Below are 26430 nucleotides of genomic sequence, written 5' to 3' on the forward strand. Positions count from 1 at the left end.
GACCAGAAATCGTCCGGTACCCGCCGAGGACTGGAACGGAAGGCCGTCCCCACCGTGAACGCACCAGCAGCGCCAGAGCCCCGGGCCGAGGACCGACCCGCCCGGCTCACCGTCGGAGTCGTCGGCGCCGGCCGGGTGGGCCCCGCCCTCGCCGCCGCCCTCCGGCTCGCGGGACACCGTCCCGTCGCCGTCTCCGCCGTCTCCGACGCCTCCCGGCGCCGTGCCGCCGCACTCCTGCCGGACGTCCCGGTCGTGGAGCCCGCCCGCGTCCTCGCCCTCGCCGACCTGGTCCTGCTGACCGTGCCGGACGACGCCCTGCCCGGCCTCGTCGAAGGGCTCGCGGACACCGGGGCCGTACGACCGGGGCAGCTGATCGCGCACACCTCGGGGCGGTACGGGACGCGGGTCCTCGACCCCGCCCTCCGGGCCGGCGCCCTGCCGCTCGCCCTGCACCCCGCCATGACCTTCACCGGCACCCCCGTGGACATCCAGCGGCTCGCCGGCTGCTCCTTCGGCGTGACCGCGCCCGAGGAGCTGCGGCTCGCCGCCGAGGCCCTGGTGATCGAGATGGGCGGCGAGCCCGAGTGGATCGCCGAGGAGGCCCGCCCGCTCTACCACGCGGCCCTCGCCCTGGGCGCGAACCACCTGGTCACCCTGGTGGCCCAGTCGATGGAGCTGCTCCACAAGGCCGGGGTCACCGCTCCCGACCGGATGCTCGGCCCCCTCCTGGGCGCCGCCCTGGACAACGCCCTGCGGTCCGGCGACGCGGCCCTCACCGGGCCCGTCGCGCGCGGTGACGCCGGTACGGTCGCCGCCCACGTCGCCGAACTGCGCGCGCACGCCCCCGGCACCGTCGCCGGCTACCTGGCGATGGCCCGGGCGACCGCCGACCGGGCGCTGGCGCACGGCCTGCTCAAGCCCGAGCCCGCCGAAGCCCTGCTGGAGGTGCTCGCCGACGGCTCGGCGGGCGCGGCCGGCACCACCGGGTCCGCCGACGGGCCGCGAGGAGACGACCGATGAACCCGCCCGTCCGCGACCGCGCCGCCGACCGGCCCGACGACGACCGCGCCGCCGCCGGCCGGTCCGTCCGCCACGCGCCGGCCGCGCTGGTCCCCACGGCCGGGGAGCTGCGCGCCGCCGCCGCCCGCCACGGCGTCCCCGGCCGCAACGCCGTGGTCATGACCATGGGCGCGCTCCACGAGGGCCACGCCACCCTGATCCGCGCCGCACGCGCGCGCGTGGGCAGCGAGGGCTTCGTCGTCGTCACCGTCTTCGTCAACCCGCTCCAGTTCGGCGCGGGCGAGGACCTCGACCGCTACCCGCGCACCCTCGACGCCGACCTGGAGCTGGCCTTCGGCGCGGGCGCGAGCGTCGTCTTCGCGCCCTCCGCCGAGGAGGTCTACCCGGGCGGCGAGCCCCAGGTCCGGATCACCGCCGGCCCCATGGGCGAACGCCTCGAAGGCGCCTCCCGGCCCGGCCACTTCGACGGCATGCTGACCGTCGTCGCCAAGCTCCTCCACCTCACCGGCCCCGACCTGGCCCTCTTCGGCCAGAAGGACGCCCAGCAGCTGGCCTTGATCCGGCGCATGGTCCGCGACCTGAACTTCCCGGTCGAGATCGTCGGCGTCGAGACCGTCCGCGAGGACGACGGCCTGGCCCTCTCCAGCCGCAACCGCTACCTGTCGGCCGGGGAGCGCCGTACGGCCCTCGCGCTGTCCCGCGCGCTGTTCGCCGGCCGGCAGCGGCTCGCCGCCCAGGAGGCGCTGCGCGCGCGGGCCACCGCCCTGCCCGGCGTACGGGACCGGGCCGAAGCGCTCTCCCGGCTCGGCGAGGCGCGGGCCGCCGCCGACGCCCACGCGGTCGCGCAGGCCGCCGAGGGCGGCGGCGCCGAAGCCGTGCGCGCCGCGGCCCGCGCCGTCCTGGACGAGGCGGCGGCGGCCGAACCGCCGCTCGTCCTCGACTACCTGGCCCTGGTCGACCCGGCCGACTTCACCGAGGTCGAGGACGGCCACACCGGGGAGGCGGTCCTCGCCGTCGCCGCGCGCGTGGGAAGCACGCGGCTCATCGACAACGTCCCCCTCGTCCTCGGAGCCGCCACGTGACCGGAACCCGGCTGCACGCCCCCGAACCGGGCTGGTCCCTCGACGCCGACGTCGTCGTGGTCGGCTCCGGCGTCGCCGGCCTCACCGCCGCCCTGCGCTGCACCGCCGCCGGACTCCGCACGGTCGTGGTCACCAAGGCGTCCCTCGACGACGGCTCCACCCGCTGGGCCCAGGGCGGCATCGCCGCCGCGCTCGGCGAGGGCGACACCCCCGAGCAGCACCTGGACGACACCCTCGTGGCCGGTGCCGGGCTCTGCGACGAGCGGGCCGTGCGGACCCTGGTCACGGAGGGCCCCGGCGCCGTCCGCCGGCTGATCGAGACCGGCGCCCACTTCGACACCACCTCCGGCGGCGAGCTCTCGCTGACCCGCGAGGGCGGCCACCACCGGCGCCGGATCGCCCACGCGGGCGGCGACGCGACCGGCGCCGAGATCTCCCGCGCGCTGGTCGGGGCGATACGCGACCGGGGCGTGCGCACCGTCGAGCACGCCCTCGTCCTGGACCTCCTCACGGACGACGGGGGCCGGACGGCCGGGGTGACCCTGCACGTCATGGGCGAGGGGCAGCACGACGGCGTCGGCGCCGTCCACGCCCCCGCGGTGGTCCTCGCCACCGGCGGCATGGGCCAGATCTTCTCCGCGACCACCAACCCGCCGGTCTCGACCGGCGACGGCGTCGCGCTCGCGCTGCGCGCCGGGGCCGAGGTCTCCGACCTGGAGTTCGTCCAGTTCCACCCGACCGTGCTCTTCCTGGGGACGGACGCCGAGGGGCAGCAGCCGCTGGTCTCCGAGGCGGTGCGGGGCGAGGGCGCCCACCTGGTCGACGCCGACGGGGTCCGCTTCATGCGGGGACAGCACGAGCTGGCCGAGCTGGCGCCCCGGGACGTCGTCGCCAAGGCGATCACCCGCCGGATGCGGGAGCGGGGCGCCGACCACATGTACCTCGACGCCCGCCACTTCGGGGCCGCGATGTGGGAGCGGCGCTTCCCGACGATCCTGGCGGCCTGCCGCGCCCACGGCATCGACCCGGTGACCGAGCCGGTCCCGGTGGCCCCCGCCGCCCACTACGCCTCCGGCGGCGTCCGCACGGACCTGTACGGCCGGACCACCGTCCCCGGCCTGTACGCGTGCGGGGAGGTCGCCTGCACGGGCGTCCACGGCGCCAACCGGCTCGCCTCGAACTCCCTCCTGGAGGGCCTGGTCTTCGCCGAGCGGATCGCGGAGGACATCGCCGCGAACGGCCCGCACCGCGAGGGGACGCCGGTTCCGGCCGCCCCGGCGCGGACGGTGCCGGTGCCCGACCCCGCGCTGCGCCCCGTACTCCAGCGGATCATGAGCGCGGACGCGGGCGTGCTGCGTTCCGGGGAGAGCCTGCGCAGGGCGGCCGGGGCCCTGGAGTCCCTGGGCGCGGACACCGCCGCGGGCCACCCGGGCAAGAGCGCCGAGCCCTGCACCGAGGCGTGGGAGGCGGCCAACCTCCTGGAGGTCTCCGGCGCCCTGGTGGCGGCGGCCCTCGTCCGCGAGGAGACCCGCGGCTGCCACTGGCGCGAGGACCGGCCCGCACGCGACGACGACGCGTGGCGGCGCCACCTGGTCGTGCGCCGCGCCCCCGGCGGCACGCTCGCCGTCCGTCCCACCGCCACCGCGGACCTTCCCCCCGTCACCGCCCGAACAGCCGAGGAGTCGCAGTCGTGAGCACGCCCGAGGAAGCCCGTCCCGAGCCCGTGGACGTCCCTCTCATCCAGATCAGCGCCTCCCCGGCCGCCGGGGAGACCGGCGGCTGCGGCGACGGCTGCGGCTGCGGCGGCGGCGAGGAGTTCGAGTGCGGGCTCGACCCGGCGCTCGCCGCGCTGCTCGCGGAGGCCGGCCTCGACCCGGTCCAGGTCGAGGACGTCGCCCACCTGGCGATCGCCGAGGACCTGGACGGCGGGGTGGACGTGACGACCGTGGCGACCGTTCCCGAGGAGGCCGTCGCCACCGCCGACTTCACCGCCCGCGAGGCGGGTGTGGTGGCCGGTCTGCGGGTCGCGGAGGCGGTCCTGTCGATCGTCTGCACCGACGAGTTCGAGGTCGAGCGGCACGTCGAGGACGGCGAGCGCGTCGAGGCCGGGACCGTGCTCCTGAGCGTCACCGCCCGCACCCGCGACCTGCTCACCGGCGAGCGCAGCGCCCTCAACGTCCTGTGCCGCCTCTCCGGCATCGCCACCGCCACGCGCGCGTGGGCCGACGCCCTGGAGGGCACGCGGGCGAAGGTCCGCGACACCCGCAAGACGACGCCGGGCCTGCGCGCCCTGGAGAAGTACGCGGTCCGCTGCGGCGGCGGCGTCAACCACCGCATGTCGCTCTCCGACGCGGCCCTGGTGAAGGACAACCACGTGGTGGCGGCCGGCGGCGTGGCCGAGGCGTTCAAGGCCGTGCGCGAGCTGTTCCCCGAGGTGCCGATCGAGGTCGAGGTGGACACGATGCACCAGGTCCGCGAGGTCCTGGACGCCGGCGCCGACCTGATCCTGCTCGACAACTTCACCCCGGACGAGACCGCGGAGGCCGTCGCGCTCGTCGCGGGCCGCGCCGTCCTGGAGTCCTCGGGCCGCCTGACCCTGGAGAACGCGGCGGCGTACGCGGCGACGGGCGTCGACTACCTGGCGGTCGGCGGCCTCACCCACTCCTCCCCGATCCTCGACATCGGCCTCGACCTGCGCGAGGTGCGGGCCTGATGCTGCTCACCATCGACGTCGGCAACACGCACACGGTCCTCGGCCTCTTCGACGGGGACGAGATCGTCGAGCACTGGCGGATCTCCACGGACCCGCGCAGGACCGCCGACGAGATGGCGGTCCTGCTCCAGGGCCTCATGGGCATGCACCCGCTGCTCGGCGTCGAGCTGGGCGACGGCATCGAGGGCATCGCCATCTGCGCGACGGTCCCCTCGGTCCTGCACGAGCTGCGCGAGGTCACCCGCCGGTACTACGGCGACGTGCCGGCGGTCCTGGTGGAGCCGGGCGTCAGGACGGGCGTCCCGATCATCACCGACAACCCGAAGGAGGTCGGCGCGGACCGCGTCGTCAACGCGGCCGCGGCGGTCGAGCTGTACGGCGGCCCGGCGATCGTCGTGGACTTCGGCACGGCGACGACGTACGACGCGGTCACCGCGCGCGGGGAGTACGCGGGCGGGGCGATCGCGCCGGGCATCGAGATCTCCGTGGAGGCGCTGGGCGTGCGCGGGGCGATGCTCCGCAAGATCGAGCTGGCCCGTCCGCGCAACGTGATCGGCAAGAACACGGTCGAGGCGATGCAGTCCGGCATCATCTACGGCTACGCGGGCCAGGTCGACGGCGTGGTGTCCCGGATGAAGCGGGAGCTCGTCGGCCCGGACGGCGACCCCTCCGACGTGACGGTGATCGCGACGGGCGGTCTGGCCCCGATGGTCCTCGGCGAGTCGCGGGAGATCGACGAGCACGAGCCCTGGCTGACCCTGATCGGCCTGCGCCTGGTGTACGAGCGGAACGCCTCGCGGATGTGAGGCGCGGCCCCGCCGCGCCGGCCGCCCCCGGTGGCCCGCGCGCCGGGGCCGGGTGCGTGACGGGCCCGGGTGCGCGAAGGCCCGGGTGCGTGACGGGCCCGGATGCGTGACGGGCGGGCCGCGGGGGACGCCGCCGTCCGCGCCTCCGGGCGTCCGGCCGACGGCGCGCCGAAACGAGCGCTAAGCGGAAATTGTCCGATTAGCGCGTATCGTCGGCCCATGCCCACGCCATACGGATCTCGCGGCGGCATGGCCTTCGGCGCGGACGAGCTGCGCGTGCTCCGCCGCGCCCTCGCCGCCGCCCTCGGCCCCGCCCCCCTCCAGGACCAGGACGTCCAGGACTGTCTGCGCCTGACCGCATCCCTGGACGAGGCGGTACGCGAGGCCGATCGGCTGCGCGCCTTCCTCCTCGCCGACCTGACCCGCTACCGCGAGGCGCTGCCCGGCTCCCTCGGCGGCTACCTGGGGCTCCTTCGGGAGGCCCTGGCCGCCGGGTACGACCCCGGCGCCGACGACCTCGCCGCCCTGCGCGCGCTGCGCGGCAACCCGGCCGCCGCCGCACTCCTGTCCCGCTGCCAGGGCCTCGCCGAGCGTTCCGTGCGCGCGCGCCTGGCCCGGGTCACCCAGGCCACCGCCTCCGCCGCCCGCGCCCCCCGGACCCGGCTGCTCGCCCTCCCCGGCGGGCGCGCGGCGGGCGACGGGCCCCGCCCCGCGCCGCCCGCCCCGGAGGAGCGGCCGGTGCCCAAGCCCTCCGAGGTGTTCCCGCCGCGCCGACGGCCCGTTCCGCCGCCCCCGCCCGAGGAGCGGGCCGCCGGATAGCTACCCTGGTCGTCATGGACTACGTATCCGCGCTCCTGCCCCCCGTCGTGATGGCCGCGTTCTTCATCGGCCTCGTCGTCACGATCGTCAAGAGCCAGGGCGGCCCGAACAAGGCCAAGGAGGACGCCGTCGTGGACGCCGCCCTCGCCCGCGCCGAGGCCGCCCGCCGGCCGGAGGGCTCCACCGCCTCCTGATCCCGGGGGTTCCGGAACACCGGGGACGCACGGCCTTTCGAGGCCGTGCGTCCTTTTTGTTCGCCCTGGTGTCGTCAATCGACCCTTTTTGGCGTTTTGCGCATTAGGGTGGCGCTGTGCCCCGTCCCTTGGGAGAGCTCGAAGACGCCGTCATGACGCGCGTATGGCAATGGAACCGTCCGGTGACCGTCCGGGAAGTTCTGGAGGACCTCCAGCGGGAACGTTCCATCGCCTACACCACCGTCATGACCGTCATGGACAATCTCCACCAGAAGGGCTGGGTCCGCAGAGAGGTCGAAGGCCGCGCCTATCGGTATACGGCGGTCTCCACCCGGGCCGCCTACGCGGCCGCACTGATGAACGAGGCGTGGTCCCGGAGCGACAATCCGGCTGCCGCCCTCGTCGCCTTCTTCGGGATGATGTCGCAGGAGCAGCGCGAGGCGCTCGACGACGCCATTCGGATCGTCCGGCGCGACACTCCGCAGACCGCCCCGCCCGCGGAGGGCGACGACGGAACCGGGACCCGGGAGCGATAACGTCCCCCCATGTCGCCGTCCGCCTCTCCGGCCCCCTCCGAAGCCGTCACCGTGCGCAGGGCCCGCACCACCGATGTCACCGCCGTCCGCCGGCTCGTCGATCCTTTCGTCCGGCGCGGCATCCTGCTCGACAAGGCGACCGTGACGCTTTACGAGTCCATCCAGGAGTTCTGGGTCGCGGAACGCGACGAGGACGGCGTCGTCGTCGGCTGCGGGGCGCTCCACGTGATGTGGGAAGACCTCGCCGAAGTGCGCACTCTCGCCGTCGATCCCACGTTCAGGGGAGCCGGCGTGGGGCATCAGGTGCTCGACAAGTTGTTGCACACCGCCCGGTGGCTCGGGGTGCGGCGGGTATTCTGCCTGACCTTCGAAGTCGACTTCTTCGCGAAGCACGGCTTCGTCGAGATCGGTGAGACGCCGGTCGACGGGGATGTGTACAGCGAGCTTCTGCGTTCCTATGACGAGGGAGTCGCGGAGTTCCTCGGTCTCGAACGAGTGAAGCCGAACACCTTGGGCAACAGTCGGATGCTTCTGCACCTGTGACGGGGAACCGGCCCGAACGCCGCCCGAACCCTATGTCCGAAACGCGCACGTTTCCCGCGTCCCCGGGCTTCTGAACCCCTCCCGGGGGTTTGTGTTTTGCAGGGAAAAGCGGTTTCCTTTCCGCGTACTGCATTTTCGATGAAAGGAAAGCCGGTGGCACAGAAGGTTCAGGTCCTTCTTGTCGACGACCTCGACGGCGTCGAGGCGGACGAGACCGTGACGTTCGCGCTGGACGGCAAGAGCTACGAGATCGACCTCACCACCGCCAACGCGGAAAAGCTCCGTGGTCTTCTCGAGCCCTACACCAAGAGCGGCCGGCGCACCGGTGGCCGCGCCGCCGCCCCCCGGGGCAAGGGCCGGGTCGCCGCCGGCGGCAACGCCGACACCGCGAAGATCCGCGCGTGGGCCAAGGAGAACGGCTACGAGGTGAACGACCGCGGCCGCGTTCCGGCGAAGGTCAAGGCCGCCTACGAGGACGCGAACCGCTGAGGCGGCAGCTGCTGAGCCGCCGGCCCCCGGGCCCGGGCACTCAGCAGCCGCACCCGGTGGCACTCGGCCGCGGCCGCGGCCACGAGCCGTGCCAGGCAGGGGGCGTCCGCACCGTCCCGCGGCGCGGCCCGCAGGGCGGGGAGCGAGGCGGCGGCCCCGCGCCCCGGCACGGGCGGCCGCAGCCACACGGCGGCGCCCGGCGCGCCGGAGTCGCCCCGCCCCGGCGGGAGGGGCGCGGTCATCCGGCCACCGGCGCCGAGGGCGGTGAGGTCCAGCGCGATCCCGCCCCACTCCAGCCAGTCGAGCAGCCCCGGCAGCTCCTCCGCGCCCCCCTCGGCCACGAGCAGCGCCATCCGGTGCCCCGCCAGGGCCACCGGCCCGGTCGCCCCGCCCAGCCGCCGCAGGACGCCGCGGCCGGCGTCGGCGGGCAGCTCCAGGACGTCGAAGCACACCCCCGTGACCAGTTCCAGCGGCGGGCCCGCCACCGTCGTCCAGCCGAGTGCGTCCTCGTACCACCGCGCCGGACCGGCGTCGGGCGGCACACGGGGGGACGGGACGGCGGGGACCATGCCCGGGGAACTCCTCCGGGCGCGTCTTGGTTACGCACCCGGAGACGATGACGACGACGACAACGACGCCGCCGCTCCGTGACGCACCGTCCGCCTCCGGGCGCGTGCCGTGTCCGGGATGAGGCGTACGTGTGCATTCGAGCACGCAAGGGTGTTCGCTGGTAGCGGAGGGAACCGGGGTTCCCCGCATGGAGTGTCCGTACTTACGGGTAAGACATTCCTAGTGGAGAGGGGTGGCCCCGCGGACCCGGGCGTCTCGCGTTCGCCATCGGCGTACTGAAGGCGCGGCTTACTACTTGGCCTGCGGGAACATCGTCTCGCACCATCGGGTTGGAGCATTTGTCGGCTGTTCGGCAGCAGGTCTCCCCGCGAAGAGGGGGGTGATCCGGACGGATGTCGGCAGTTGGAATGAGCGGTCCCCGCTCGCGGGACTAAGCTGCGGAAGGACAGGGAGGGGATCGACCCCTAACTGACTGACCGCTCTGAGGAGCGATTAACGATGTTCGAGAGGTTCACCGACCGCGCGCGGCGGGTTGTCGTCCTGGCTCAGGAAGAAGCCCGGATGCTCAACCACAACTACATCGGCACCGAGCACATCCTTCTGGGCCTTATCCACGAGGGTGAGGGTGTCGCCGCTAAGGCCCTGGAGAGCCTCGGGATTTCGCTCGAGGCGGTCCGCCAGCAGGTGGAGGAGATCATCGGGCAGGGCCAGCAGGCCCCGTCCGGGCACATCCCCTTCACCCCTCGTGCCAAGAAGGTCCTGGAGCTGTCGCTCCGCGAGGCCCTCCAGCTCGGCCACAACTACATCGGCACCGAGCACATCCTGCTCGGCCTGATCCGCGAGGGCGAGGGCGTCGCCGCCCAGGTCCTCGTGAAGCTGGGCGCCGACCTCAACCGGGTCCGGCAGCAGGTCATCCAGCTGCTCTCCGGCTACCAGAGCGGCAAGGAAGCCGCCACGGCCGGCGGCCCCGCCGAGGGCACGCCCTCGACGTCCCTGGTCCTCGACCAGTTCGGCCGCAACCTCACCCAGGCGGCCCGCGAATCCAAGCTCGACCCGGTCATCGGGCGCGAGAAGGAGATCGAGCGGGTCATGCAGGTGCTGTCCCGCCGTACCAAGAACAACCCGGTCCTCATCGGCGAGCCCGGCGTCGGCAAGACCGCCGTCGTCGAGGGCCTGGCCCAGGCCATCGTCAAGGGCGAGGTGCCCGAGACCCTCAAGGACAAGCACCTCTACACCCTGGACCTCGGCGCCCTGGTCGCCGGCTCCCGCTACCGCGGTGACTTCGAGGAGCGCCTGAAGAAGGTCCTCAAGGAGATCCGCACCCGCGGCGACATCATCCTGTTCATCGACGAGCTCCACACTCTCGTGGGTGCGGGTGCCGCCGAGGGCGCGATCGACGCCGCCAGCATCCTCAAGCCGATGCTGGCCCGCGGTGAGCTCCAGACCATCGGTGCCACCACGCTCGACGAGTACCGGAAGTACCTGGAGAAGGACGCGGCCCTCGAGCGCCGCTTCCAGCCCATCCAGGTCGCCGAGCCGTCGCTGCCGCACACCATCGAGATCCTCAAGGGCCTGCGCGACCGGTACGAGGCCCACCACCGGGTCTCCATCACCGACGAGGCCCTCGTCCAGGCCGCGACCCTGGCCGACCGGTACATCTCGGACCGCTTCCTGCCGGACAAGGCGATCGACCTGATCGACGAGGCCGGTTCCCGGATGCGCATCCGCCGGATGACCGCGCCGCCGGACCTCCGCGAGTTCGACGAGAAGATCGCCGACGTCCGCCGGGACAAGGAGTCCGCGATCGACTCGCAGGACTTCGAGAAGGCCGCCTCCCTGCGCGACAAGGAGAAGCAGCTCCTCGCCGCGAAGACCAAGCGGGAGAAGGAGTGGAAGGCCGGCGACATGGACGTCGTCGCCGAGGTCGACGGCGAGCTGATCGCCGAGGTCCTCGCGACCGCCACCGGCATCCCGGTCTTCAAGCTGACCGAGGAGGAGTCCTCGCGCCTGCTCCGCATGGAGGACGAGCTCCACAAGCGCGTCATCGGCCAGAAGGACGCCGTCATCGGCCTCTCGCGGGCCATCCGCCGTACGCGGGCCGGCCTGAAGGACCCGAAGCGCCCCGGTGGCTCGTTCATCTTCGCCGGTCCGTCCGGTGTCGGTAAGACCGAGCTGTCGAAGGCCCTCGCCGAATTCCTCTTCGGCGACGAGGACGCGATGATCTCCCTCGACATGTCGGAGTTCAGCGAGAAGCACACGGTTTCCCGTCTCTTCGGTTCGCCGCCCGGATACGTCGGCTACGAAGAGGGCGGCCAGCTCACCGAGAAGGTGCGCCGCAAGCCGTTCTCCGTCGTCCTCTTCGACGAGGTCGAGAAGGCCCACCCCGATATCTTCAATTCCCTTCTCCAGATCCTGGAGGACGGTCGTCTGACCGACTCCCAGGGCCGGGTCGTGGACTTCAAGAACACGGTCATCATCATGACGACCAACCTCGGGACCAGGGACATCTCGAAGGGCTTCAACCTGGGCTTCGCGGCCCAGGGCGACACGAAGTCCAACTACGAGCGGATGAAGGCGAAGGTCAGCGACGAGCTGAAGCAGCACTTCCGTCCGGAGTTCCTCAACCGTGTGGACGACATCATCGTCTTCCCGCAGCTGACGCAGGACGACATCCTCCAGATCGTCGACCTGATGATCGGCCGTGTGGACGAGCGCCTCAAGGACCGGGACATGGGCATCGAGCTCTCCCAGTCCGCGAAGGAGCTGCTCGCCAAGAAGGGCTACGACCCGGTCATGGGTGCCCGGCCGCTGCGCCGGACGATCCAGCGCGAGATCGAGGACACGCTCTCGGAGAAGATCCTCTTCGGCGAGCTGCGCCCCGGTCACATCGTGGTCGTGGACACGGAGGGCGAGGGCGAGGAGCGCAAGTTCACCTTCCGCGGCGAGGAGAAGTCGGCGCTGCCGGACGCTCCTCCGGTGGAGGCGGCGGGCGGCTCGGGCCCGAACCTCTCGAAGGACGCGTGACGCCGCGCCGAACGCGTAGCGTGACGAGGGGCGGCCCCGGAACCATTTGGTTCCGGGGCCGCCCCTCGTTCATCGTCCGGGGAGGGCCCAGCTGCTCCGGATGCGGTGGACGGTGACGGTGCGCAGCTCCCCGAAGGGCTCCAGCACGGAGCGGTCGTACGAGGGGGGCAGATCGTCGCCGAAGAGGTGGAGGTCCCGGAGCCCGGGGAAGGCGCGGGCGAGCGTCTCGAAGGGGGGCCGGTCGGACGCGACGCGTACGTTCACGGCCGTCACGCCCGGCAGACCGAGGTCGGCGACGTGGGCGAGCAGCGCCGCCTCGCTCTGGCAGAGGTCGAGGTGCCGGACGTGGGGGAGCAGCGGGCGCAGCAGCCCCAGGCCGCGTTCCGTGACGTTGTAGCGGAGGTCCAGGCGTTCGGGGCGGAGCCCGAGGGAGGCCAGGGCGCCGGCCTGCTCGTCGTTGGTCACGGTGTAGAACAGCCGGTCCGGGTCCAGCCGCGAGACGACCTCCTCGGCATACCGCTCCGTGTCGAACCGGGACCACGCCCAGACGAGCTGCGAGCGGACGCCCAGGGACCGGTGCCGTGCGAAGCGGGCGAGATAGGGGAGCGACGCGTCGGTCGTGACGCGGGTCGCGGTGATCACCGAGGTGCGCGCCTCGTCGTCGGTCAGCTCCTCCGGCGGGCCCAGCAGCTCCAGTACCAGGGGACCGACCTCCGCCAGCTGCCGCGCCTCCTCGGGCGTGCGGGGCGGGACCACCTCGGCCGTCCGCCGCAGCACCTCCCGGCGGACCTCCGGGGGCACCTCCGTCGCGTGGTCCAGGGCCGTCGCCGCCAGCAGGGTGAGGCGCAGCCGGATCTGGCGGTCCTCGGCCGCGTCCGCCGCTCCCAGCAGTTCCCGCAGGATCTCCGCGCACTCGCGCGGCCGGGCGTGGCCCACCGCCATGCGGATGACGTCCTCCCACTGGTCGTCGGCCGCGTGGCGGACCAGGACGCCGATGTCCCAGTGGTCCACGAGGGCCTTCGCGGCCAGGTGGTCCTGGAAGGTGCGGTGCACGAACTCGACCGTGTCCGCCGTCGGTTCGCGCAGGAGGCCGCTGCGGTGCAGGAGGTGGGTGAAGACCTCGTCCGGGGAGTACGCGGAGGCGTCCGGTACGGCCGGTACGGCCTCGGCGACGACCGCCCCGGCGCGGGCGCGGTCCATCTGCGTGCGCCCGTTCAGCGTCAGCCAGTACGCCAGGCGCTGGACCAGCTGGATCTGCGGGGCCTCGTCCAGGGTGACCCCGGTCGGGGCGCCCATGTCCCGCTCGCGGTCGCGCCGGGACAGGAGCATGGAGAGGGCCGCCTCGTAGAGCGCCTTGCGGCCCCGGGGCAGGAAACCGCGCCGGTCGCGGTGGAGGGCGCAGATCAGGCCGCACATCAGGGGGTTGGTGGCGAGCCGGGCCACGGGCCCGTCGGTGCGCAGGGAGTCCAGGAGCGGCTGCTCGTACCCGGCCGCGTCCGGTCCGGCGGCCTCGTGCCAGCGGCGTACGAAGGTGCTGACCTCCGCGCGGCCCATGGGCGCGAGGGTCAGTTCGGCGAAGCCGTCCGGGGCCAGCCAGTCGTCCCGCACGGCGGTGGGGCGGGAGGTGACGAGCCAGCGGTTGCCCTCGTACGCGCCGAGGAGGTCGCGCAGCCAGTCCCGGGCGCGGGCCCGCTCGGCCTCGGGGATCTCGTCGATGCCGTCGACCAGGACCAGGCCCCGGCCGGCGGCCAGGACCCGGTCGGCCCAGCCGTCGGGCGGGGTGAGCGGGCAGCCGGTGGCGGAGAGGAAGCGGTCGGGGGAGGGGAGCCGTTCGCCGTGGCGGGTGAGGGCGCGCAGGGGCAGGACGAAGGGGACGCGGCCCCGCAGGTAGGCCATGCCCTCCGGGGCCGCGTCCCCGGCCGACGCCGCCGAGACCGTCAGCCACTGGACGAGCGTGGTCTTGCCGGAGCCCGCGAGGCCCCGCAGCAGGACCTTCTCGTGGCGGGCGAGGGCGAGGTCGGCGCGGCCGGAGGCGTGCTCCCGCTGCCGGCCGGACGTCTCGTGCGCGTCCTCCCCGCCCGTCGCCTCCAGGGACAGGTAGGCCGCGTCCAGCGGCCACTCGTGCGGTGAGTGGCGCAGGTCGACGCCGTGGATGGTCAGGCGGCCGTGCTTCTTGGCGAGGTGGGAGAGGTAGCGCCGCTCGAACTCCGCGTCCCGTGCCTCCGCCGGTGGCGTCCGGCGGATCACCTCGTCCACCTTCGCGAGGACGTCCGCCTGGGCGCGGGTCTGCTCGACGAGGCTGCGGGCGACGAAGGCGGAGCGCCGGGTGAAGAACTCCAGGATGTGGAGGCAGGACCACTCGGTCACCGTCTCCAGGTAGAGGACGGAGTCGGTGGAGAGGCCGTCGGGGGCCGGGGCGGCGGCCCGCAGCCGGCGGGCGAGGTCGCGGTGGCCGAGACGGACGGCCTGGACGTCGTCCATGTCGAGGTCGCCGAGGGCCAGCAGGTTCGCGGCGAGGGCGTCGGTGACGGCCTCGCTCTCGTCGGCCGGGAACGGCGGCTCCCCGGGGCCCTGCCGGGAGCGTTCGACCAGGGTGGCGGCGAGCCTGCGGACGTCCTTCTCGGTGAGCGTGCGCTTCTCGCCGCGGAAGGAGACGAGTCCGGAGAGCCGGACCTCCGCGTCCTTGCGGACGAGCCCCGCCCCCGGGCCCTCGCTGACCAGAAGCTTCTTCAGGAGCGGCCCGATCGCGGCGGAGGCGAGGCGGGTGCCGATGAGTGCCGGTTCCATGTGTGACCCCCTGTGGTTCCCCGGAGCGGTCAGCGTAACGGGCGGGGGTTCCCCGGGGGCCCGGACGTGTGACCCGGGTCCCTTCCGGACGCCTTTCCCCACCCTTCGAATTCCTTTTCGTGGCCCCGGTCACGTGACCCGGATCGCATGCGGAATGCCTTTTCGCGTGACCCGGATCTCATCCGGAACGGCCCTCTGGTGACAAGGCGCACAGGGGTTTTGGCCGGTACTAACCAGAATAGTGGGGGTGATCGGGGTGAAATCGCATGATTCGGGCACGGCGTCCGGGCCCGGAGGGGCCGGGGTGGGCCGGACCGGGCGGACGGCGGGGGCTTCGGTGGTTCGGGCCCCCGCGACGTGCGGTTAAACCGCCTCTGCGAGGGGTTCGCGCCCGCCTCCGAGTCCTCTCCTCCCGGTAGTCAAGAGGTCAACTTTCTCGGGGTCCACTACGAGGACATGTCGTAGATGGGGTGTTTTGGCCGGAGCGGGAGGCCGGGTTACCAAAGATGAGCAAGCCCGACATCACGCCGAAAGCGCGTCGGGCCCCACACCCCCGGCGAACACGTCGGGTCCCGTACACCCCGGAGGATCACCCCCGTATGTCGAAGCGCGTCATGAACCCCGCCGCCCGTGCCACCGCCGTCGCTCTCGCCGCCGCCGGCCTCGGAGCGTCGCTGGTGGCCGGAGCAGGGTCCGCCTTCGCCGCCGAGGGCAAGGCGGTCGCCCCGGTCGCGGCGACCGCGTCCGCCGCCGTCGCCGCCCAGGCGGAGACGCAGGCCCACCTCGCCGCCCAGGTGAAGGCCGCCGCCGCGAAGGCGAAGGTCACGGTCGTCAAGGCGACCGCCACCAAGAAGGCCGTCACGGCCAAGAAGGCTCCGGCCTGGGTCAAGCCGGTCAGCTCCTACACCCTCAGCGCCAGCTTCAACCAGGGCGGCGCCATGTGGGCCCACAAGCACTCCGGCCAGGACTTCGCCGTCCCGGTCGGCACCCCGGTCAAGGCCGCCGCGGCCGGCACCGTCGTGAAGGCCGGCCCGTACGGCGGCGGCGACGGCCCCGCGTACGGCAACGCCATCGTCGTCAAGCACGCCAACGGCCGTTACTCGCAGTACGCCCACCTGTCGAAGATCCAGGTCAAGATCGGCCAGAAGGTCGGCGTCGGTCAGCGCATCGCCCTCTCGGGCAACACCGGCAACTCCTCCGGCCCCCACCTGCACTTCGAGATCCGCACCACCCCGAACTACGGCTCCGCCCTGAACCCGGCCGCCTTCCTGCGGGCCCACGGCGTGGGCATCTGACCCACCCGGGGACTCACGGGGCCCGGTGGGCCTCGTCGACGAGATCGAGGGCGACCTCGAGGACGGCTTCGCGCTTCTCCTCGGGGTCGCCCTCGATGTTCTGCGCGAAGAACGTTCCCGCGTGCAGCGTGAAGACCGCGCTGACGCAGCGGACCTTCTCCTTGACGGAGAAGTCGTCGTCGTACAGCAGCCCGGTCAGCGCCAGCATGCGCTCCTTGAAGGTGAGCCCGATGCTCAGCTCGCGCACGGCCGCCTGGTTCTCCTGCATGAAGCGGTAGAGGGGCGCCGCCGCGAGCAGCGCCACCTGGTAGCGGCGCACGATCTCCCGTCTGGTCTCCAGGGTGCGCGGCCGGTCCCCCGCCCACGCGATCAGCTCGTCCATCGGCCTGGTCAGGTCCTGGAAGATCCCGACGAGGATGTCCTCCTTGGTCTTGAAGTGGTAGTAGAGCGCCGCCTTGGTGACGTCGAGGCGTTCCGCGATCTCGCGCAGGGAGGTCTTCTCGTAGCCCTGCTCCGCGAAGAGTTCGAGGGCCACGTCCTGGATGCGCTGACGGGTGTTGCCGCGGGCCATGGGGGTGCCCTCCACTTTCCAAAGAACTTACTTGACGGCCGACAAGTTAGGGGCCTACCGTCCCCAGTCTAGTAACCAGCCGGGCGGCAAGTAAGGGAACGACATGGCGACGCGACGGACCGTGGGAACGAACGAGGGAGAGGCACCGCCGGCGCGCAGCGTCCGGGTCGTCCTGCTCGCCCTCATGATCGCGATGCTCCTCGCGATGCTGGACAACATGATCATCGGCACCGCGATGCCGACGATCGTCGGCGAACTCGGCGGCCTGGAGCACCTCTCCTGGGTCGTCACGGCCTACACCCTGGCCACCGCCGCCTCCACCCCCCTCTGGGGCAAGGTCGGCGACATGTTCGGCCGCAAGGGCGTCTTCCTCACCTCGATCGTGATCTTCCTGATCGGTTCGGCGCTCAGCGGCATGGCCCAGGACATGGGCCAGCTCATCGGCTTCCGCGCGATCCAGGGCCTCGGCGCCGGCGGCCTCATGGTCGGCGTGATGGCGATCATCGGCGACCTCATCCCGCCCCGCGAGCGCGGCAAGTACCAGGGCATGATGGCCGGCGTGATGGCCCTCGCCATGATCGGCGGCCCCCTCGTCGGCGGCACCATCACCGACCACTGGGGCTGGCGCTGGTCCTTCTACATCAACCTGCCGCTCGGCGCGGTCGCCCTCGCGATGGTCACCACCGTCCTGCACCTGCCGAAGAAGCCGAGGAACACGGACACCCGGATCGACTTCCCCGGCGCCGCGCTGCTGACCGCCGGCATCACGGCGATCGTCCTGGTCACCACCTGGGGCGGTACGGAGTACGCCTGGGGCTCGGCCACCATCGTCGGCCTCGCGGTCGGGGGCGTCGCCGCGCTCCTCGCCTTCCTGTGGGTGGAGACCCGGGCGAGCGACCCGATCGTGCCGCTGCACATCTTCCGCAGCCGCAACTTCACCCTGATGTCCCTGATCGGCTTCATCACCGGCTTCGTGATGTTCGGCGCGGTCCTCTACCTGCCGCTCTTCCAGCAGTCCGTCCAGGGCGCCTCCGCGACCAACTCCGGACTGCTGCTCCTGCCGATGCTGCTCTCGATGATGGTCGTCTCGCTGGTCGCCGGCCGGATCACCACCAGCACCGGCAAGTACAAGGTCTTCCCCATCGCGGGCGGGGTCCTCATGACGGCCGGCCTCTTCCTGCTCTCCACGATGGACACCGGCACCTCGCGGCTGGTCTCCGGCGTCTGGATGGCCGTCCTCGGCGCCGGCATGGGCTTCCTCATGCAGATCACCATGCTGGTCGCCCAGAACAGCGTGGAGATGAAGGACATGGGCGTCGCCTCGTCCTCCACCACCCTCTTCCGGACGCTCGGCTCCTCCTTCGGCGTCGCGATCATGGGCGCGCTCTTCACCGCCCGCGTCCAGGACGAGATGACGGCCCGCGGCGGGGCGGGGCTCACGGAGCGGACCGCCCAGCTCGACGCGGCGAGCCTCGCCAAGCTGCCGGCGCAGCTCCGCGAGGCGTACCAGCACGCGGTGGCCTCCGGCACCCACGGGGCCTTCCTGCTCGCCTCGGCGGTCGCCGTCCTCGCCTTCCTCTTCGCCCTCTTCGTCAAGGAGGTGGCGCTCCGGGGCGCCGGACCGGGCGCGGGCCCGGAAGAGGAGCCCTCCGGCGACGGCCCGGCGAAGACCGCCGAGAAGGTCTGAGCGACCCGGCCGGGCCGGGCGGGGCGGTCCCGGGCGGCCCGCGGACCGCCCGGACGGTCCGCGGGGCCGGTCCCTCCCGGGGCGGGCCCCGCTTCTTCCCCCGTTCCCGCCGCTCCTACTGCTCCGGCTGCCGCAGCACCGGGAAGCTCCCCGTGTTCGTCGGGGCGTGGTCCGGGAGCCACAGGACCGCGACGGCGCCGCCCACCCCGCCCGGGGCCCTCTCGGAGGCCACGTTCCGGAAGGTCAGCCGGGCGCCGAGGACCCGGGCCTGGCCCGCCGCGATCGTCAGGCCCAGGCCGTGGCCCTGGCCCGCGCGGTCGCTCGTCCCCGTACGGAACCGGCTCGGCCCCTCCCTCAGCAGCGCCTCGGGGAAGCCCGGTCCGTGGTCGCGGACGCGCACCACCCGGCCCTCGACGGTGACCTCGACCGGCGGCCTGCCGTGCTTGGCCGCGTTGGCGAGGAGGTTGCCCAGGACCCGCTCCAGACGGCGCGGGTCGGTGTTCACCCAGGAGTCGTGGACGACCCGGACGACGATCTCCGGATCGAGGTTCCGCACCCGCCGCTCCACGAACTCGCCGAGCGCGATCTCCTGGAGCTCGGCCCGCTCCGACGCGCTGTCGAGCCGGGCCACCTCCAGAACGTCCTCGACCAGCGTCCGCATGGCCTGCACCCGGTCCCGCACCAGCTCCGTGGGGCGCCCCGGGGGCAGCAGCTCGGCCGCCGTGAGCAGCCCGGTGACGGGGGTGCGCAGCTCGTGCGCGATGTCCGCGGTGACCCGCCGCTCGGCCTCGATCCGCTCGTTCAGGGCGTCGGTCAGCGCGTCGACCGCCCACGCCAGGTCGTCGGTCTCGTCCCGTACGACCCCGCCCACGGCCTCCCGCACCCGTACGTCGGTGTTGCCCTGCGCCACCCGGCCGGCCGCGACGGCGGCCTTCCGCAGCCGCCGCGACAGCTGACCGCCGATGAGCACGCCGAGCGCGCAGCCGCCGAAGACCACCGAGACCGAACCGACGACGAGCGCCCGGTCCAGGTCCCGCATGATCTTCGCGCTGCGGTCCGCGAAGGGGATGTGCAGCGAGAGCACGTCGCCGTTGGCGAGGGGGACGGCCGCCCACACGTCCGGCGGCCCGCCGTGCCGGTGCTCCTGCACGAACGTGCCGCGCCGCTTGGACCGCATCAGCCGGTCGAGCTGGGGCGGCAGCGCCGAGTCGTTGATCTTGGTGCCGAAGCGGGGCTCCTTGGGCTTCGACGTCTCGTACATCCGCTGCGCGAAGAGCAGCCGCTCCATCTGCACCTCGCGCGCGTTGTCGAGCATCGAGATGCGGGCGGCGTTGTGCACGACCACGCTCAGGGTGACGGCGATGAGCGCGCCGACCGCCGCGATGGCGACGGCGATCTTCCAGCGGACCCCGGTGCGCAGGGGGAACGGCCTCACCCGCCCTGGCCCCTGAGCTTGTAGCCGAAGCCGCGGACGGTCTCGATCCGGTCCTGGCCGATCTTGGCGCGCAGCCGCTGCACGTGGACGTCCACCACCCTGGTGTCGCCGCCCCAGCCGTAGTCCCACACCCGCTCCAGGAGCTTGTCCCGGGACAGCACGGTGCCCGGCGCGGACGAGAACTCCAGGAGCAGCCGCATCTCGGTCGGGGTCAGCGCCACCGGCGCCCCGCCCCTGCGGACCTCCATGCCCTCGGTGTCCACCTCCAGGTCGCCGAAGACGAGCGGACCGGCACCCTCCGCCGGCTCGCCCCCGCCCTCGCCGCCCGCCTGTCCGAACCGGCGCAGCACGGCCCGGATGCGGGCCATGAGGACGGAGCCGTCGAAGGGCTTGGTGACGTAGTCGTCCGCCCCGGCCTCCAGGCCGAGGACGACGTCGATGGAGTCGGCGCGCGCCGACAGCATGATCACCGGCACCGACGACTCGTCGCGGATGCGGCGGCAGAGGCTGACGCCGTCCATGCCCGGCAGCATCACGTCGAGCAGCGCGATGTCCGGCCGCCGCGCCCGGAAGGCGTCCAGGCCGGAGAGCCCGTCGGGCATGGCCGTGACCAGGAAGCCGTCCCGCTCCAGGGCGAGCTGGGTGGCCTCACGGATGACGTCGTCGTCCTCGACGAACAGGACATGGGTTTCGGCCATCGTGGATGTCCTCCGGAGTCGTGCGTTCTCCTGGGGCGGGCTCCCGGAGTCGGTGTGTTCGGTGTGTGCGGCGTGCTCGGTGTGCTCGGCGTACGGCTCAGCTGGGGTGGGGCTCGGCCGGGGCGGGCGCCTCGGCGCCCCCGGCCGACCGGCTGTAGTCGTTGTGCACCCAGTCGTGCTGGGTGAACCGGTTCCCCGTCCAGCGGTAGGTGACCACGTCCTCGCCCGAGGGGTACGCGACCGGGTCGCCCTTCGCGTACACCTGCTTGGTGACGACGAGGTCGCCCCGGTCGATCGTGGCGTAGACCGCCGCGTCCTCGACCATGAAGACGTTCTCGTACCGGTCGCTCTGCCTGCGGTAGACGTACGTGCCGATGCCGATGGCGTCGCCGCAGGTCATCACGTTGACGACGACGTCGGGGGCGGGGGCGCCGGTGAGGTTCCCGTAGGAGGTGTCCACCGGGTACGAGCGCGCGGAGCACGGCTTCAGGTCCGCCTTGAACCGCTCGCCGATCTTCGGGTCGGACTTGAGGAGCTCGACCGGGTCCACCCGGTCGGCCGCCCGCGGGCCGGTGGCGGACGGGGACGAGGAGGGGGCCGCCGCGGTGATCCCGTCGGTGCGCGCCGCTCCCTCGTCGCGGGAGCCGGTGCCGCCGCTGGAGCAGGCCGCCAGGGACAGGCCGACGGCGACGATCCCGGCCGTCGCCGTGGCCCCCGCCGCCTTCACGGTACGACGCCGGTGGCCGCGCCCGGCCGGGAGCCGGTCCCCGCCGTCCCCGGGGGCGCGGCCGGGGCCGTCGCCGGAGCGGGCCCCGGGGCCGAAACCGCCGCCGGAGCCCTCGTCGTCCCGCCCGGCACCGTCCCCTCCGGCACCGCGGCTTCCGCCGTCGTCTCTTCCGTCGTCTAGGCCGCGCACCGCTCCCGACCCCTTTCGTCCCCTCGTACGCCCGTCCGCTCCCCGGTCCGCCCCAGGGCCCGGGCGTCGATGTCACGGCTCTCCAGCTCCTGGCGGAGCCGGGCGAGCGCCCGGTGGAGCGTCGACTTCACCGTACCGGTCGACATGCCGAGCGCCGTCGCCGTCTCCTCCGTGCTCATCTGCTCCCAGTGGCGCAGGACGACGACGCTGCGCTGCTTGGGGGCGAGCACCTTCAGGATGTCCATGAGGAGGGCCCGGTCGGCGTGCTGCTCGGTGGCGTCGGCCACGCTCGCGTCGGGCAGCTGCTCGGTCGGCACCTCTTCGAGCTTGCGGGAGCGCCACCACTCGGTACGGGTGTTGATCATGACGCGGCGCAGGTAGGCGTCCGCGAGGGACTTGTCGGCGATGCCGTCCCAGCGGCCGTACGTACGGGCCAGGGCGGTCTGGAGGAGGTCCTGGGCGTCGACCGGGTCGGCCACGAGGCGGCGGGCGCTGCGCAGCAGTGCGTCCTGCCGGGTCCGTACGTACTCCTCGAAGTCGAGCACCTCACCGTGCCTCATCCGAACCGCCTCCCGTTCCCCGTGTCCTGCTGGTCCCTCGTGTCGTGGACGACGCTACGGAGCGGTTGTCACGGGGCTGTGCGGGGCAGCCGTCGGTGGACGCACGGCTGTCCATCGATTGTGTAACAGCCGGGACGGAAGAGGTTTGGACGCGGGGCCCCCGGGACAGTGGATGAGGTTGTTCCGGAACACCGGCGGACGCCGGCTCCGGAGCGGCGGGACCCCGCCGCTCCGGGAGGCGAGGCGCGGTCTCAGGAGAGCGGCAGGCGGTAGAAGCCGCCCTCCAGCGGCTCGACCAGACCGTCCGCGACCAGGCCGTCCAGGGCCCGGGTCCGCTGCACCGGCTCGTCCCAGACCGCGTCCAGGACCCCCTGCGCCACCGGGTCCGCCGAGTCCCGCAGGACGGCGAGGAGCCGGCCCCGCACCTGCCGGTCGGTCCCGGCGTAGGTCTGACCGCGCCGGGGCGGGCCCTCGTGCGCCGGCTTCCCCGCGAGCCGCCAGGCGCACTGCCCGGAGATCGGGCAGCGTCCGCAGTCCTCGTTCTTCGCCGTGCACACCAGCGCGCCCAGCTCCATGGAGGCGGCGGCCCAGCGGGAGGCCGTCGTCTCGTCCTCCGGCAGCAGGGCGCGGGCGAGCCGCCGCTCGGCGGCCGTGGTGGCGTTCGGCGGGTACTGGACGCCGGTCGCGGCCCGTGCGAAGACCCGGCGCACGTTGGTGTCCAGGACGGCGTGCCGCTGCCCGTAGGCGAAGGAGGCCACCGCGGCGGCGGTGTACTCGCCGATGCCGGGCAGCGCGAGGAGCTGCCCGTGGTCGGTGGGGACGTCCCCGCCGTGGCGTTCCGTTATGGCCACGGCCGCCGCGTGCAGCCGCAGTGCCCGGCGCGGGTAGCCGAGCCTGCCCCAGGCGCGGACCGCCTCCCCGGGGGCCTCGGCGGCCAGGTCGGCGGGGCGGGGCCAGCGCGCGAGCCACCGCTCGTACACCGGGAGGACCCGGACGACCGGGGTCTGCTGGAGCATGAACTCGCTGACCATGACGCCCCAGGCACCGGCCTCGGGGCGGCGCCAGGGCAGGTCGCGGGCGTGCTGGTCGAACCAGGCGAGGACGGGCCGGTGCAGCGCGGCGGGGTCGGTGGGGACCCCCGGGACGGCGGGGGACCCGGAGACGGAGGGAGCGTCGATGGAAGTCATGGCCCTCCGATCCTGACACGACCGAGGGGAGATCAGTACGAGCCGCCCGGGGCGCGCCGGTCCCACCCGGGCCCGGAGGGCCCCTGCGGACCGGGACCGGCCTGGTCGCCGGGGGCGTACGGATCGGCCGGAGCGTACGGATCGACGGGGGCGCCCGGGGCGTACGGGTCGGAGGAGGCGTACGGGGCGGGGGAGGCGTACGGGTCGCCGGGAGCGTACGGGCCGGGGGAGGCGTACGGGTTCTCCGGAGCGGGGGAGGGGGCGGGGGCGTACGGGTCGGCGGAGGCGGCCGGGGCGTACGGAGAGGGCGAGGTGTACGGGGAGGCCGCCGCGCGCGGATCGGCCGGGGCGTACGGGGACGGGGCGTACGGGGACGGGGCGTCGTACCGCGCCGGACCGTCCTCGTACCGCGCCGGTCCGCCTTCGTACCGCGCCGGGCCGTTGTCGTACGACGTCGATCCGCCCTCGTACGACGCCGGGCCGTTGTCGTACGACGGGCCGGCGGCGTGACCGGCCGCGCGGGGCGCGGCGGGCGCGGGGGCCGCCGCCCCGGGGCCCCGTCCCGCGCACCACACCACCGCCGCGCTCCGGCTCGACCGGGCCGTCCTCACCAGCGACTCCACCGGCCGCGCCGCCCCCCGCATCACCAGGAAGGCGACGAGGGCGCCCAGGAGCAGGCCCACGGTCACGTCGTGCGGGTAGTGCACGCCGACGAAGACCCGGGAGAAGGCCATGAGCAGCGCCATCGGCACGGTGAACCGGGCCATCCCGCGCCAGGACAGGGCGAGCGCGATCGCGGCGGCGCCCGCGATGGCCGAGTGGTTGCTGGGGAAGGACCAGTCGCCGTACGGCGGGCAGGTGACGAGTGGGACGGGTGCTCCGGAGACCGCCCGGCAGGGACGTTCCTCGTCGATCAGGGACTTGAGCGCCTCGCTCACCACGTAGCCGAAGGCGGTGGCGAGCGGGGCGAGCAGCGCGAGCGCCATCGCCCGTTCCGTTCCCTCGCGCGAGCGCCACCAGCCGGCCAGGAACAGCGCGCCGAAGAGCAGGAGTCCGGCCTCGGTCCAGACCTCGGCGAGCCACTGGAACCAGTGGGGGGTGGAGTGGGCGAAGCCGGAGACGTCGAGGTACAGGCGCTCGGAGAAGCCGAGGAGGGTGTTCATGGGGGACGACGCTAACCGGAATCCGGGACGCTCCGCCCCCGGGCCCGGGGGCGGAGCGGTCCCCGGCGGAAACCGGGTGCGGCAATTTGTTGCGGTTCTTCCGTTTCCGGATGGGGCACCGGAAAAAGTTCCCGGGAGACGGGTGTGATCATCGGCAAAACTTGGGGTCTCGGGCGGCGGGTGGGGCGGGAGTTGGGCCGGTTCTCTCGTAAGGTTCGGGGCGTGGGATCTTTGCGCAATCCGGTCGGGCCGCTTCCCTCCACCATCTACTGGCGACGGAGGGCGGTGGCGCTGTGCCTGGTGGCGCTCCTCGCACTGCTCACCGCATGGGTCGTCACCTCCGCGGGCGGGGGCGGGAAGAAGCCGAACGACTCGGCCAACGGCTCGTCGCCCACGCCGCCCTCGATCACCCCCGGCCCCTCGGGCTCGGGCCCGGTGATCACCCAACAGCCGGGCGGGCGCGACGAGTCGGGCGCGACCGGCGGCTCCTCCGGTGACGGCACCGGCGGCGTGGGCGGGGGCACCGGCGGTTCGGGCGGCACGGGCGCGGGCGCGAACGCCGGTACGGGCTCCGGCGGTACGGGCGCGGGCTCCGCGAACGGCGATACGGGCTCCGCGGACGCCGGTACGGCCGGTGCGGCCGGCAAGAACGGCGACACCGACGGCGCGGGCGGCGACGGCGGCGCGGGCACCGGCGCGGGACAGCGGGTCCCGGCGGACTCCCCGCTCCCCAACTGCCCCGCCGACGCGCTCCGGTTGACGCTCGGCTCCGTCGACGTCGCCTACGAGGCGGACGAGAAGCCCCGCTTCCGTCTCGTCGCCAGGAACACCTCGGACACCACCTGCAAGGCGGACTTCGGGCCGCGCAACGCGGTCCTGACGATCAGCGCGGTCGACAAGCAGGGCGAGATCTGGTCCTCCGCCCACTGCCCGCGCCCCGGCGACCCGGTCCTGCTGCGGGTCCCCGCCGGCGCCACCGTCACCCACACCGTGGAGTGGGACCGCGTGCGCAGCGCCCCGCAGTGCGCCACCGCCCCGGCGGGCCGGGTCGGCCCCGGCACCTACCTGGTGGAGGCCACGATGCCGGGCGTGAAGATCCTCCCGGTCTCGTTCACGCTCGCCGAGGACTGACGGCGTCCGGCCGCGCTCCCGCAAGGGCGCGCGCCGGCCCCCGGCCGGTGGTCCCCGCCGCGCGCGGACCCGTCAGACGTACCGCTCCAGGATCGAGGACTCCGCGAGCCGGGACAGGCCCTCGCGGACGCTGCGGGCGCGGGCCTCGCCGACGCCGTCGACGGCCTGGAGGTCGTCCACGCTGGCCGCGAGGAGCTTCTGCAGTCCGCCGAAGTGCTCCACGAGACGCTCGATGATCGCGCCGGGCAGCCGCGGCACCTTCGCGAGGAGGCGGTAACCGCGCGGTGAGACCGCCGAGTCGAGGGTCTCGGGCGAGCCGCTGTAACCGAGGGCCCGTGCCACGACCGGGAGTTCGAGCAGTTCGGTGTGGGTGAGCGCGTCCAGCTCGGTGAGCGCCTCCGCGACCGTCCGCGAGCGCTTGGCGGTGGGTTCCGGCACGTAGTCCCGGATCACCAGCTCGCGCTCCGGTTCCACGCCCGCGATCAGCTCGTCCAGCTGGAGCGAGAGGAGCCGTCCGTCGGTGCCGAGTTCGACCACGTACTCCGCGATCTCGGTGGCGATCCGGCGGACCATCTCCAGGCGCTGGGCGACGGCGGTGACGTCCCGGACCGTGACCAGGTCCTCGATCTCCAGGGCGGAGAGCGTGCCCGCCACCTCGTCCAGCCGGAGCTTGTACCGCTCCAGGGTCGCGAGCGCCTGGTTGGCGCGGGACAGGATCGCGGCCGACTCCTCCAGGACGCGGCGCTCGCCGTGCACGTACAGCGCGATCAGCCGCATCGACTGGGAGACGGAGACGACGGGGAAGTTGCACTGCTTGGAGACCCGGTCCGCGGTGCGGTGGCGGGTTCCGGTCTCCTCGGTGGGGATGGAGGCGTCCGGGACCAGCTGCACGCCCGCCCGGTGGATCTTGGTGATGTCCTTGTCCAGGACGAGCGCGCCGTCGAGCTTGCACAGCTCCCGCAGGCGCGTGGAGGTGAACTCGACGTCCAGCACGAAACCGCCGGTACACATCGAGTCGACCGCTTTGTCCAGGCCGAGCACGATGAGCCCGCCCGTGTTCCCCCGGAGGATCCGCTCCAGGCCGTCGCGCAGGGCGGTGCCCGGCGCGACCGCGCTCAGGGCGGCGCGCATCAGCGCTTCGTTGCCGGAGCCCGCGCCGGACTTTCCGGGAGCTGCTGCCCCGTCCTTGGCTGCCACTGCACTC

Annotated in this window: 22 protein-coding genes and 2 pseudogenes; 14 read left to right on the plus strand and 10 right to left on the minus strand. The window is 73.4% G+C overall.

Features of this window, described 5'->3' with window-relative positions:
* Positions 1 to 54: 54 nt before the first annotated feature.
* The 10 genes from ACZ6AQ_RS18375 (at position 55) to ACZ6AQ_RS18420 (ending at position 8202) form a co-directional block, all read left to right on the plus strand.
* Positions 55 to 1020 carry a Rossmann-like and DUF2520 domain-containing protein gene (locus ACZ6AQ_RS18375; RefSeq protein WP_468760703.1) on the plus strand — a complete coding sequence of 322 codons (966 nt, stop codon included), beginning with the start codon at positions 55 to 57 and terminating at the stop codon, positions 1018 to 1020.
* Positions 1017 to 2102, plus strand: a complete 1086-nt coding sequence (gene panC / locus ACZ6AQ_RS18380; RefSeq protein ID WP_468760704.1) for a pantoate--beta-alanine ligase — start codon at positions 1017 to 1019, stop codon at positions 2100 to 2102. Before ACZ6AQ_RS18375 ends, panC begins: the two co-directional genes overlap by 4 nt.
* On the plus strand, positions 2099 to 3796 hold the full coding sequence (locus ACZ6AQ_RS18385; protein ID WP_468760705.1) for an L-aspartate oxidase: 1698 nt from the start codon (positions 2099 to 2101) through the stop codon (positions 3794 to 3796). The genes panC and ACZ6AQ_RS18385 overlap by 4 nt, the downstream gene beginning before the upstream one ends.
* Positions 3793 to 4815 (plus strand): carboxylating nicotinate-nucleotide diphosphorylase, encoded by a 1023-nt coding sequence (gene nadC, locus ACZ6AQ_RS18390; protein WP_468760706.1) that lies wholly within the window; start codon positions 3793 to 3795, stop codon positions 4813 to 4815. Before ACZ6AQ_RS18385 ends, nadC begins: the two co-directional genes overlap by 4 nt.
* Complete coding sequence (locus tag ACZ6AQ_RS18395; RefSeq protein ID WP_468760707.1) at positions 4815 to 5621, plus strand: type III pantothenate kinase; 807 nt, start codon at positions 4815 to 4817, stop codon at positions 5619 to 5621. Before nadC ends, ACZ6AQ_RS18395 begins: the two co-directional genes overlap by 1 nt.
* 249 nt (positions 5622 to 5870) lie before the next feature.
* The gene (locus tag ACZ6AQ_RS18400) at positions 5871 to 6440 is read left to right on the plus strand and encodes a hypothetical protein (RefSeq protein WP_468760739.1); all 570 of its coding nucleotides are present in this window, start codon (positions 5871 to 5873) and stop codon (positions 6438 to 6440) included.
* A 14-nt stretch (positions 6441 to 6454) separates the two neighbouring features.
* Entirely contained in the window at positions 6455 to 6634 is a 180-nt protein-coding gene (locus tag ACZ6AQ_RS18405) for a hypothetical protein (RefSeq protein ID WP_388690715.1), read from the plus strand.
* Positions 6635 to 6750: 116 nt separating this feature from the next.
* Positions 6751 to 7170 (plus strand): BlaI/MecI/CopY family transcriptional regulator, encoded by a 420-nt coding sequence (locus tag ACZ6AQ_RS18410; RefSeq protein WP_468760708.1) that lies wholly within the window; start codon positions 6751 to 6753, stop codon positions 7168 to 7170.
* 9 nt (positions 7171 to 7179) lie between these two features.
* Positions 7180 to 7713, plus strand: a complete 534-nt coding sequence (locus tag ACZ6AQ_RS18415; RefSeq protein ID WP_468760709.1) for an amino-acid N-acetyltransferase — start codon at positions 7180 to 7182, stop codon at positions 7711 to 7713.
* A 153-nt stretch (positions 7714 to 7866) separates the two neighbouring features.
* On the plus strand, positions 7867 to 8202 hold the full coding sequence (locus tag ACZ6AQ_RS18420) for a histone-like nucleoid-structuring protein Lsr2 (protein ID WP_388690706.1): 336 nt from the start codon (positions 7867 to 7869) through the stop codon (positions 8200 to 8202).
* Here the strand turns inward: ACZ6AQ_RS18420 and ACZ6AQ_RS18425 are convergent.
* Entirely contained in the window at positions 8181 to 8771 is a 591-nt protein-coding gene (locus ACZ6AQ_RS18425) for an SCO3374 family protein (RefSeq protein WP_468760710.1), read from the minus strand. The genes ACZ6AQ_RS18420 and ACZ6AQ_RS18425 overlap by 22 nt on opposite strands.
* 499 nt (positions 8772 to 9270) lie before the next feature.
* Between ACZ6AQ_RS18425 and ACZ6AQ_RS18430 the strand changes: the two genes are divergently transcribed.
* Positions 9271 to 11796 carry an ATP-dependent Clp protease ATP-binding subunit gene (locus tag ACZ6AQ_RS18430; RefSeq protein ID WP_388690702.1) on the plus strand — a complete coding sequence of 842 codons (2526 nt, stop codon included), beginning with the start codon at positions 9271 to 9273 and terminating at the stop codon, positions 11794 to 11796.
* A gap of 69 nt (positions 11797 to 11865) precedes the next feature.
* Here ACZ6AQ_RS18430 and ACZ6AQ_RS18435 read toward each other — a convergent pair whose 3' ends face one another.
* Positions 11866 to 14583, minus strand: coding sequence for an NACHT domain-containing protein (locus tag ACZ6AQ_RS18435; RefSeq protein ID WP_468760711.1), 2718 nt, complete (start codon positions 14581 to 14583; stop codon positions 11866 to 11868).
* A 599-nt stretch (positions 14584 to 15182) separates the two neighbouring features.
* Here ACZ6AQ_RS18435 and ACZ6AQ_RS18440 point away from each other — a divergent pair.
* Positions 15183 to 15878 carry a M23 family metallopeptidase gene (locus ACZ6AQ_RS18440; protein WP_388690697.1) on the plus strand — a complete coding sequence of 232 codons (696 nt, stop codon included), beginning with the start codon at positions 15183 to 15185 and terminating at the stop codon, positions 15876 to 15878.
* A 13-nt stretch (positions 15879 to 15891) separates the two neighbouring features.
* On the opposite strand, the gene ACZ6AQ_RS18445 is transcribed toward ACZ6AQ_RS18440, so the two are convergent.
* Positions 15892 to 16449 (minus strand): TetR/AcrR family transcriptional regulator, encoded by a 558-nt coding sequence (locus ACZ6AQ_RS18445; protein ID WP_388690694.1) that lies wholly within the window; start codon positions 16447 to 16449, stop codon positions 15892 to 15894.
* A 103-nt stretch (positions 16450 to 16552) separates the two neighbouring features.
* Between ACZ6AQ_RS18445 and ACZ6AQ_RS18450 the strand changes: the two genes are divergently transcribed.
* The gene (locus tag ACZ6AQ_RS18450; protein WP_468760712.1) at positions 16553 to 18136 is read left to right on the plus strand and encodes an MDR family MFS transporter; all 1584 of its coding nucleotides are present in this window, start codon (positions 16553 to 16555) and stop codon (positions 18134 to 18136) included.
* A gap of 115 nt (positions 18137 to 18251) precedes the next feature.
* Here ACZ6AQ_RS18450 and cseC read toward each other — a convergent pair whose 3' ends face one another.
* The 6 genes and pseudogenes from cseC to ACZ6AQ_RS18480 all read right to left on the minus strand — a co-directional run.
* Complete coding sequence (gene cseC / locus ACZ6AQ_RS18455) at positions 18252 to 19700, minus strand: two-component system sensor histidine kinase CseC (protein WP_468760713.1); 1449 nt, start codon at positions 19698 to 19700, stop codon at positions 18252 to 18254.
* Positions 19583 to 20269: pseudogene (gene cseB / locus ACZ6AQ_RS18460) on the minus strand (two-component system response regulator CseB); the annotation flags it as partial. The pseudogene cseB and the gene cseC, both read right to left, overlap by 118 nt.
* A 97-nt stretch (positions 20270 to 20366) precedes the next feature.
* The gene (locus tag ACZ6AQ_RS18465) at positions 20367 to 20996 is read right to left on the minus strand and encodes a hypothetical protein (RefSeq protein WP_468760714.1); all 630 of its coding nucleotides are present in this window, start codon (positions 20994 to 20996) and stop codon (positions 20367 to 20369) included.
* A gap of 176 nt (positions 20997 to 21172) precedes the next feature.
* A complete protein-coding gene (locus ACZ6AQ_RS18470; RefSeq protein WP_388690684.1) occupies positions 21173 to 21745 on the minus strand; it encodes a SigE family RNA polymerase sigma factor in 573 nt (190 codons plus the stop codon).
* A 251-nt stretch (positions 21746 to 21996) separates the two neighbouring features.
* A complete protein-coding gene (locus ACZ6AQ_RS18475; RefSeq protein WP_468760715.1) occupies positions 21997 to 22932 on the minus strand; it encodes an HhH-GPD family protein in 936 nt (311 codons plus the stop codon).
* Between the two features lie 500 nt (positions 22933 to 23432).
* Positions 23433 to 24095, minus strand: a pseudogene (locus ACZ6AQ_RS18480) (phosphatase PAP2 family protein); the annotation flags it as partial.
* Positions 24096 to 24317: 222 nt separating this feature from the next.
* Here ACZ6AQ_RS18480 and ACZ6AQ_RS18485 point away from each other — a divergent pair.
* Positions 24318 to 25226 (plus strand): DUF4232 domain-containing protein, encoded by a 909-nt coding sequence (locus ACZ6AQ_RS18485; RefSeq protein ID WP_468760716.1) that lies wholly within the window; start codon positions 24318 to 24320, stop codon positions 25224 to 25226.
* Positions 25227 to 25298: 72 nt separating this feature from the next.
* Here ACZ6AQ_RS18485 and disA read toward each other — a convergent pair whose 3' ends face one another.
* Positions 25299 to 26423, minus strand: coding sequence for a DNA integrity scanning diadenylate cyclase DisA (gene disA / locus ACZ6AQ_RS18490; protein ID WP_388690677.1), 1125 nt, complete (start codon positions 26421 to 26423; stop codon positions 25299 to 25301).
* Positions 26424 to 26430: the final 7 nt, after the last annotated feature.

The organism is Streptomyces sp. NPDC041191 (assembly GCF_055591945.1).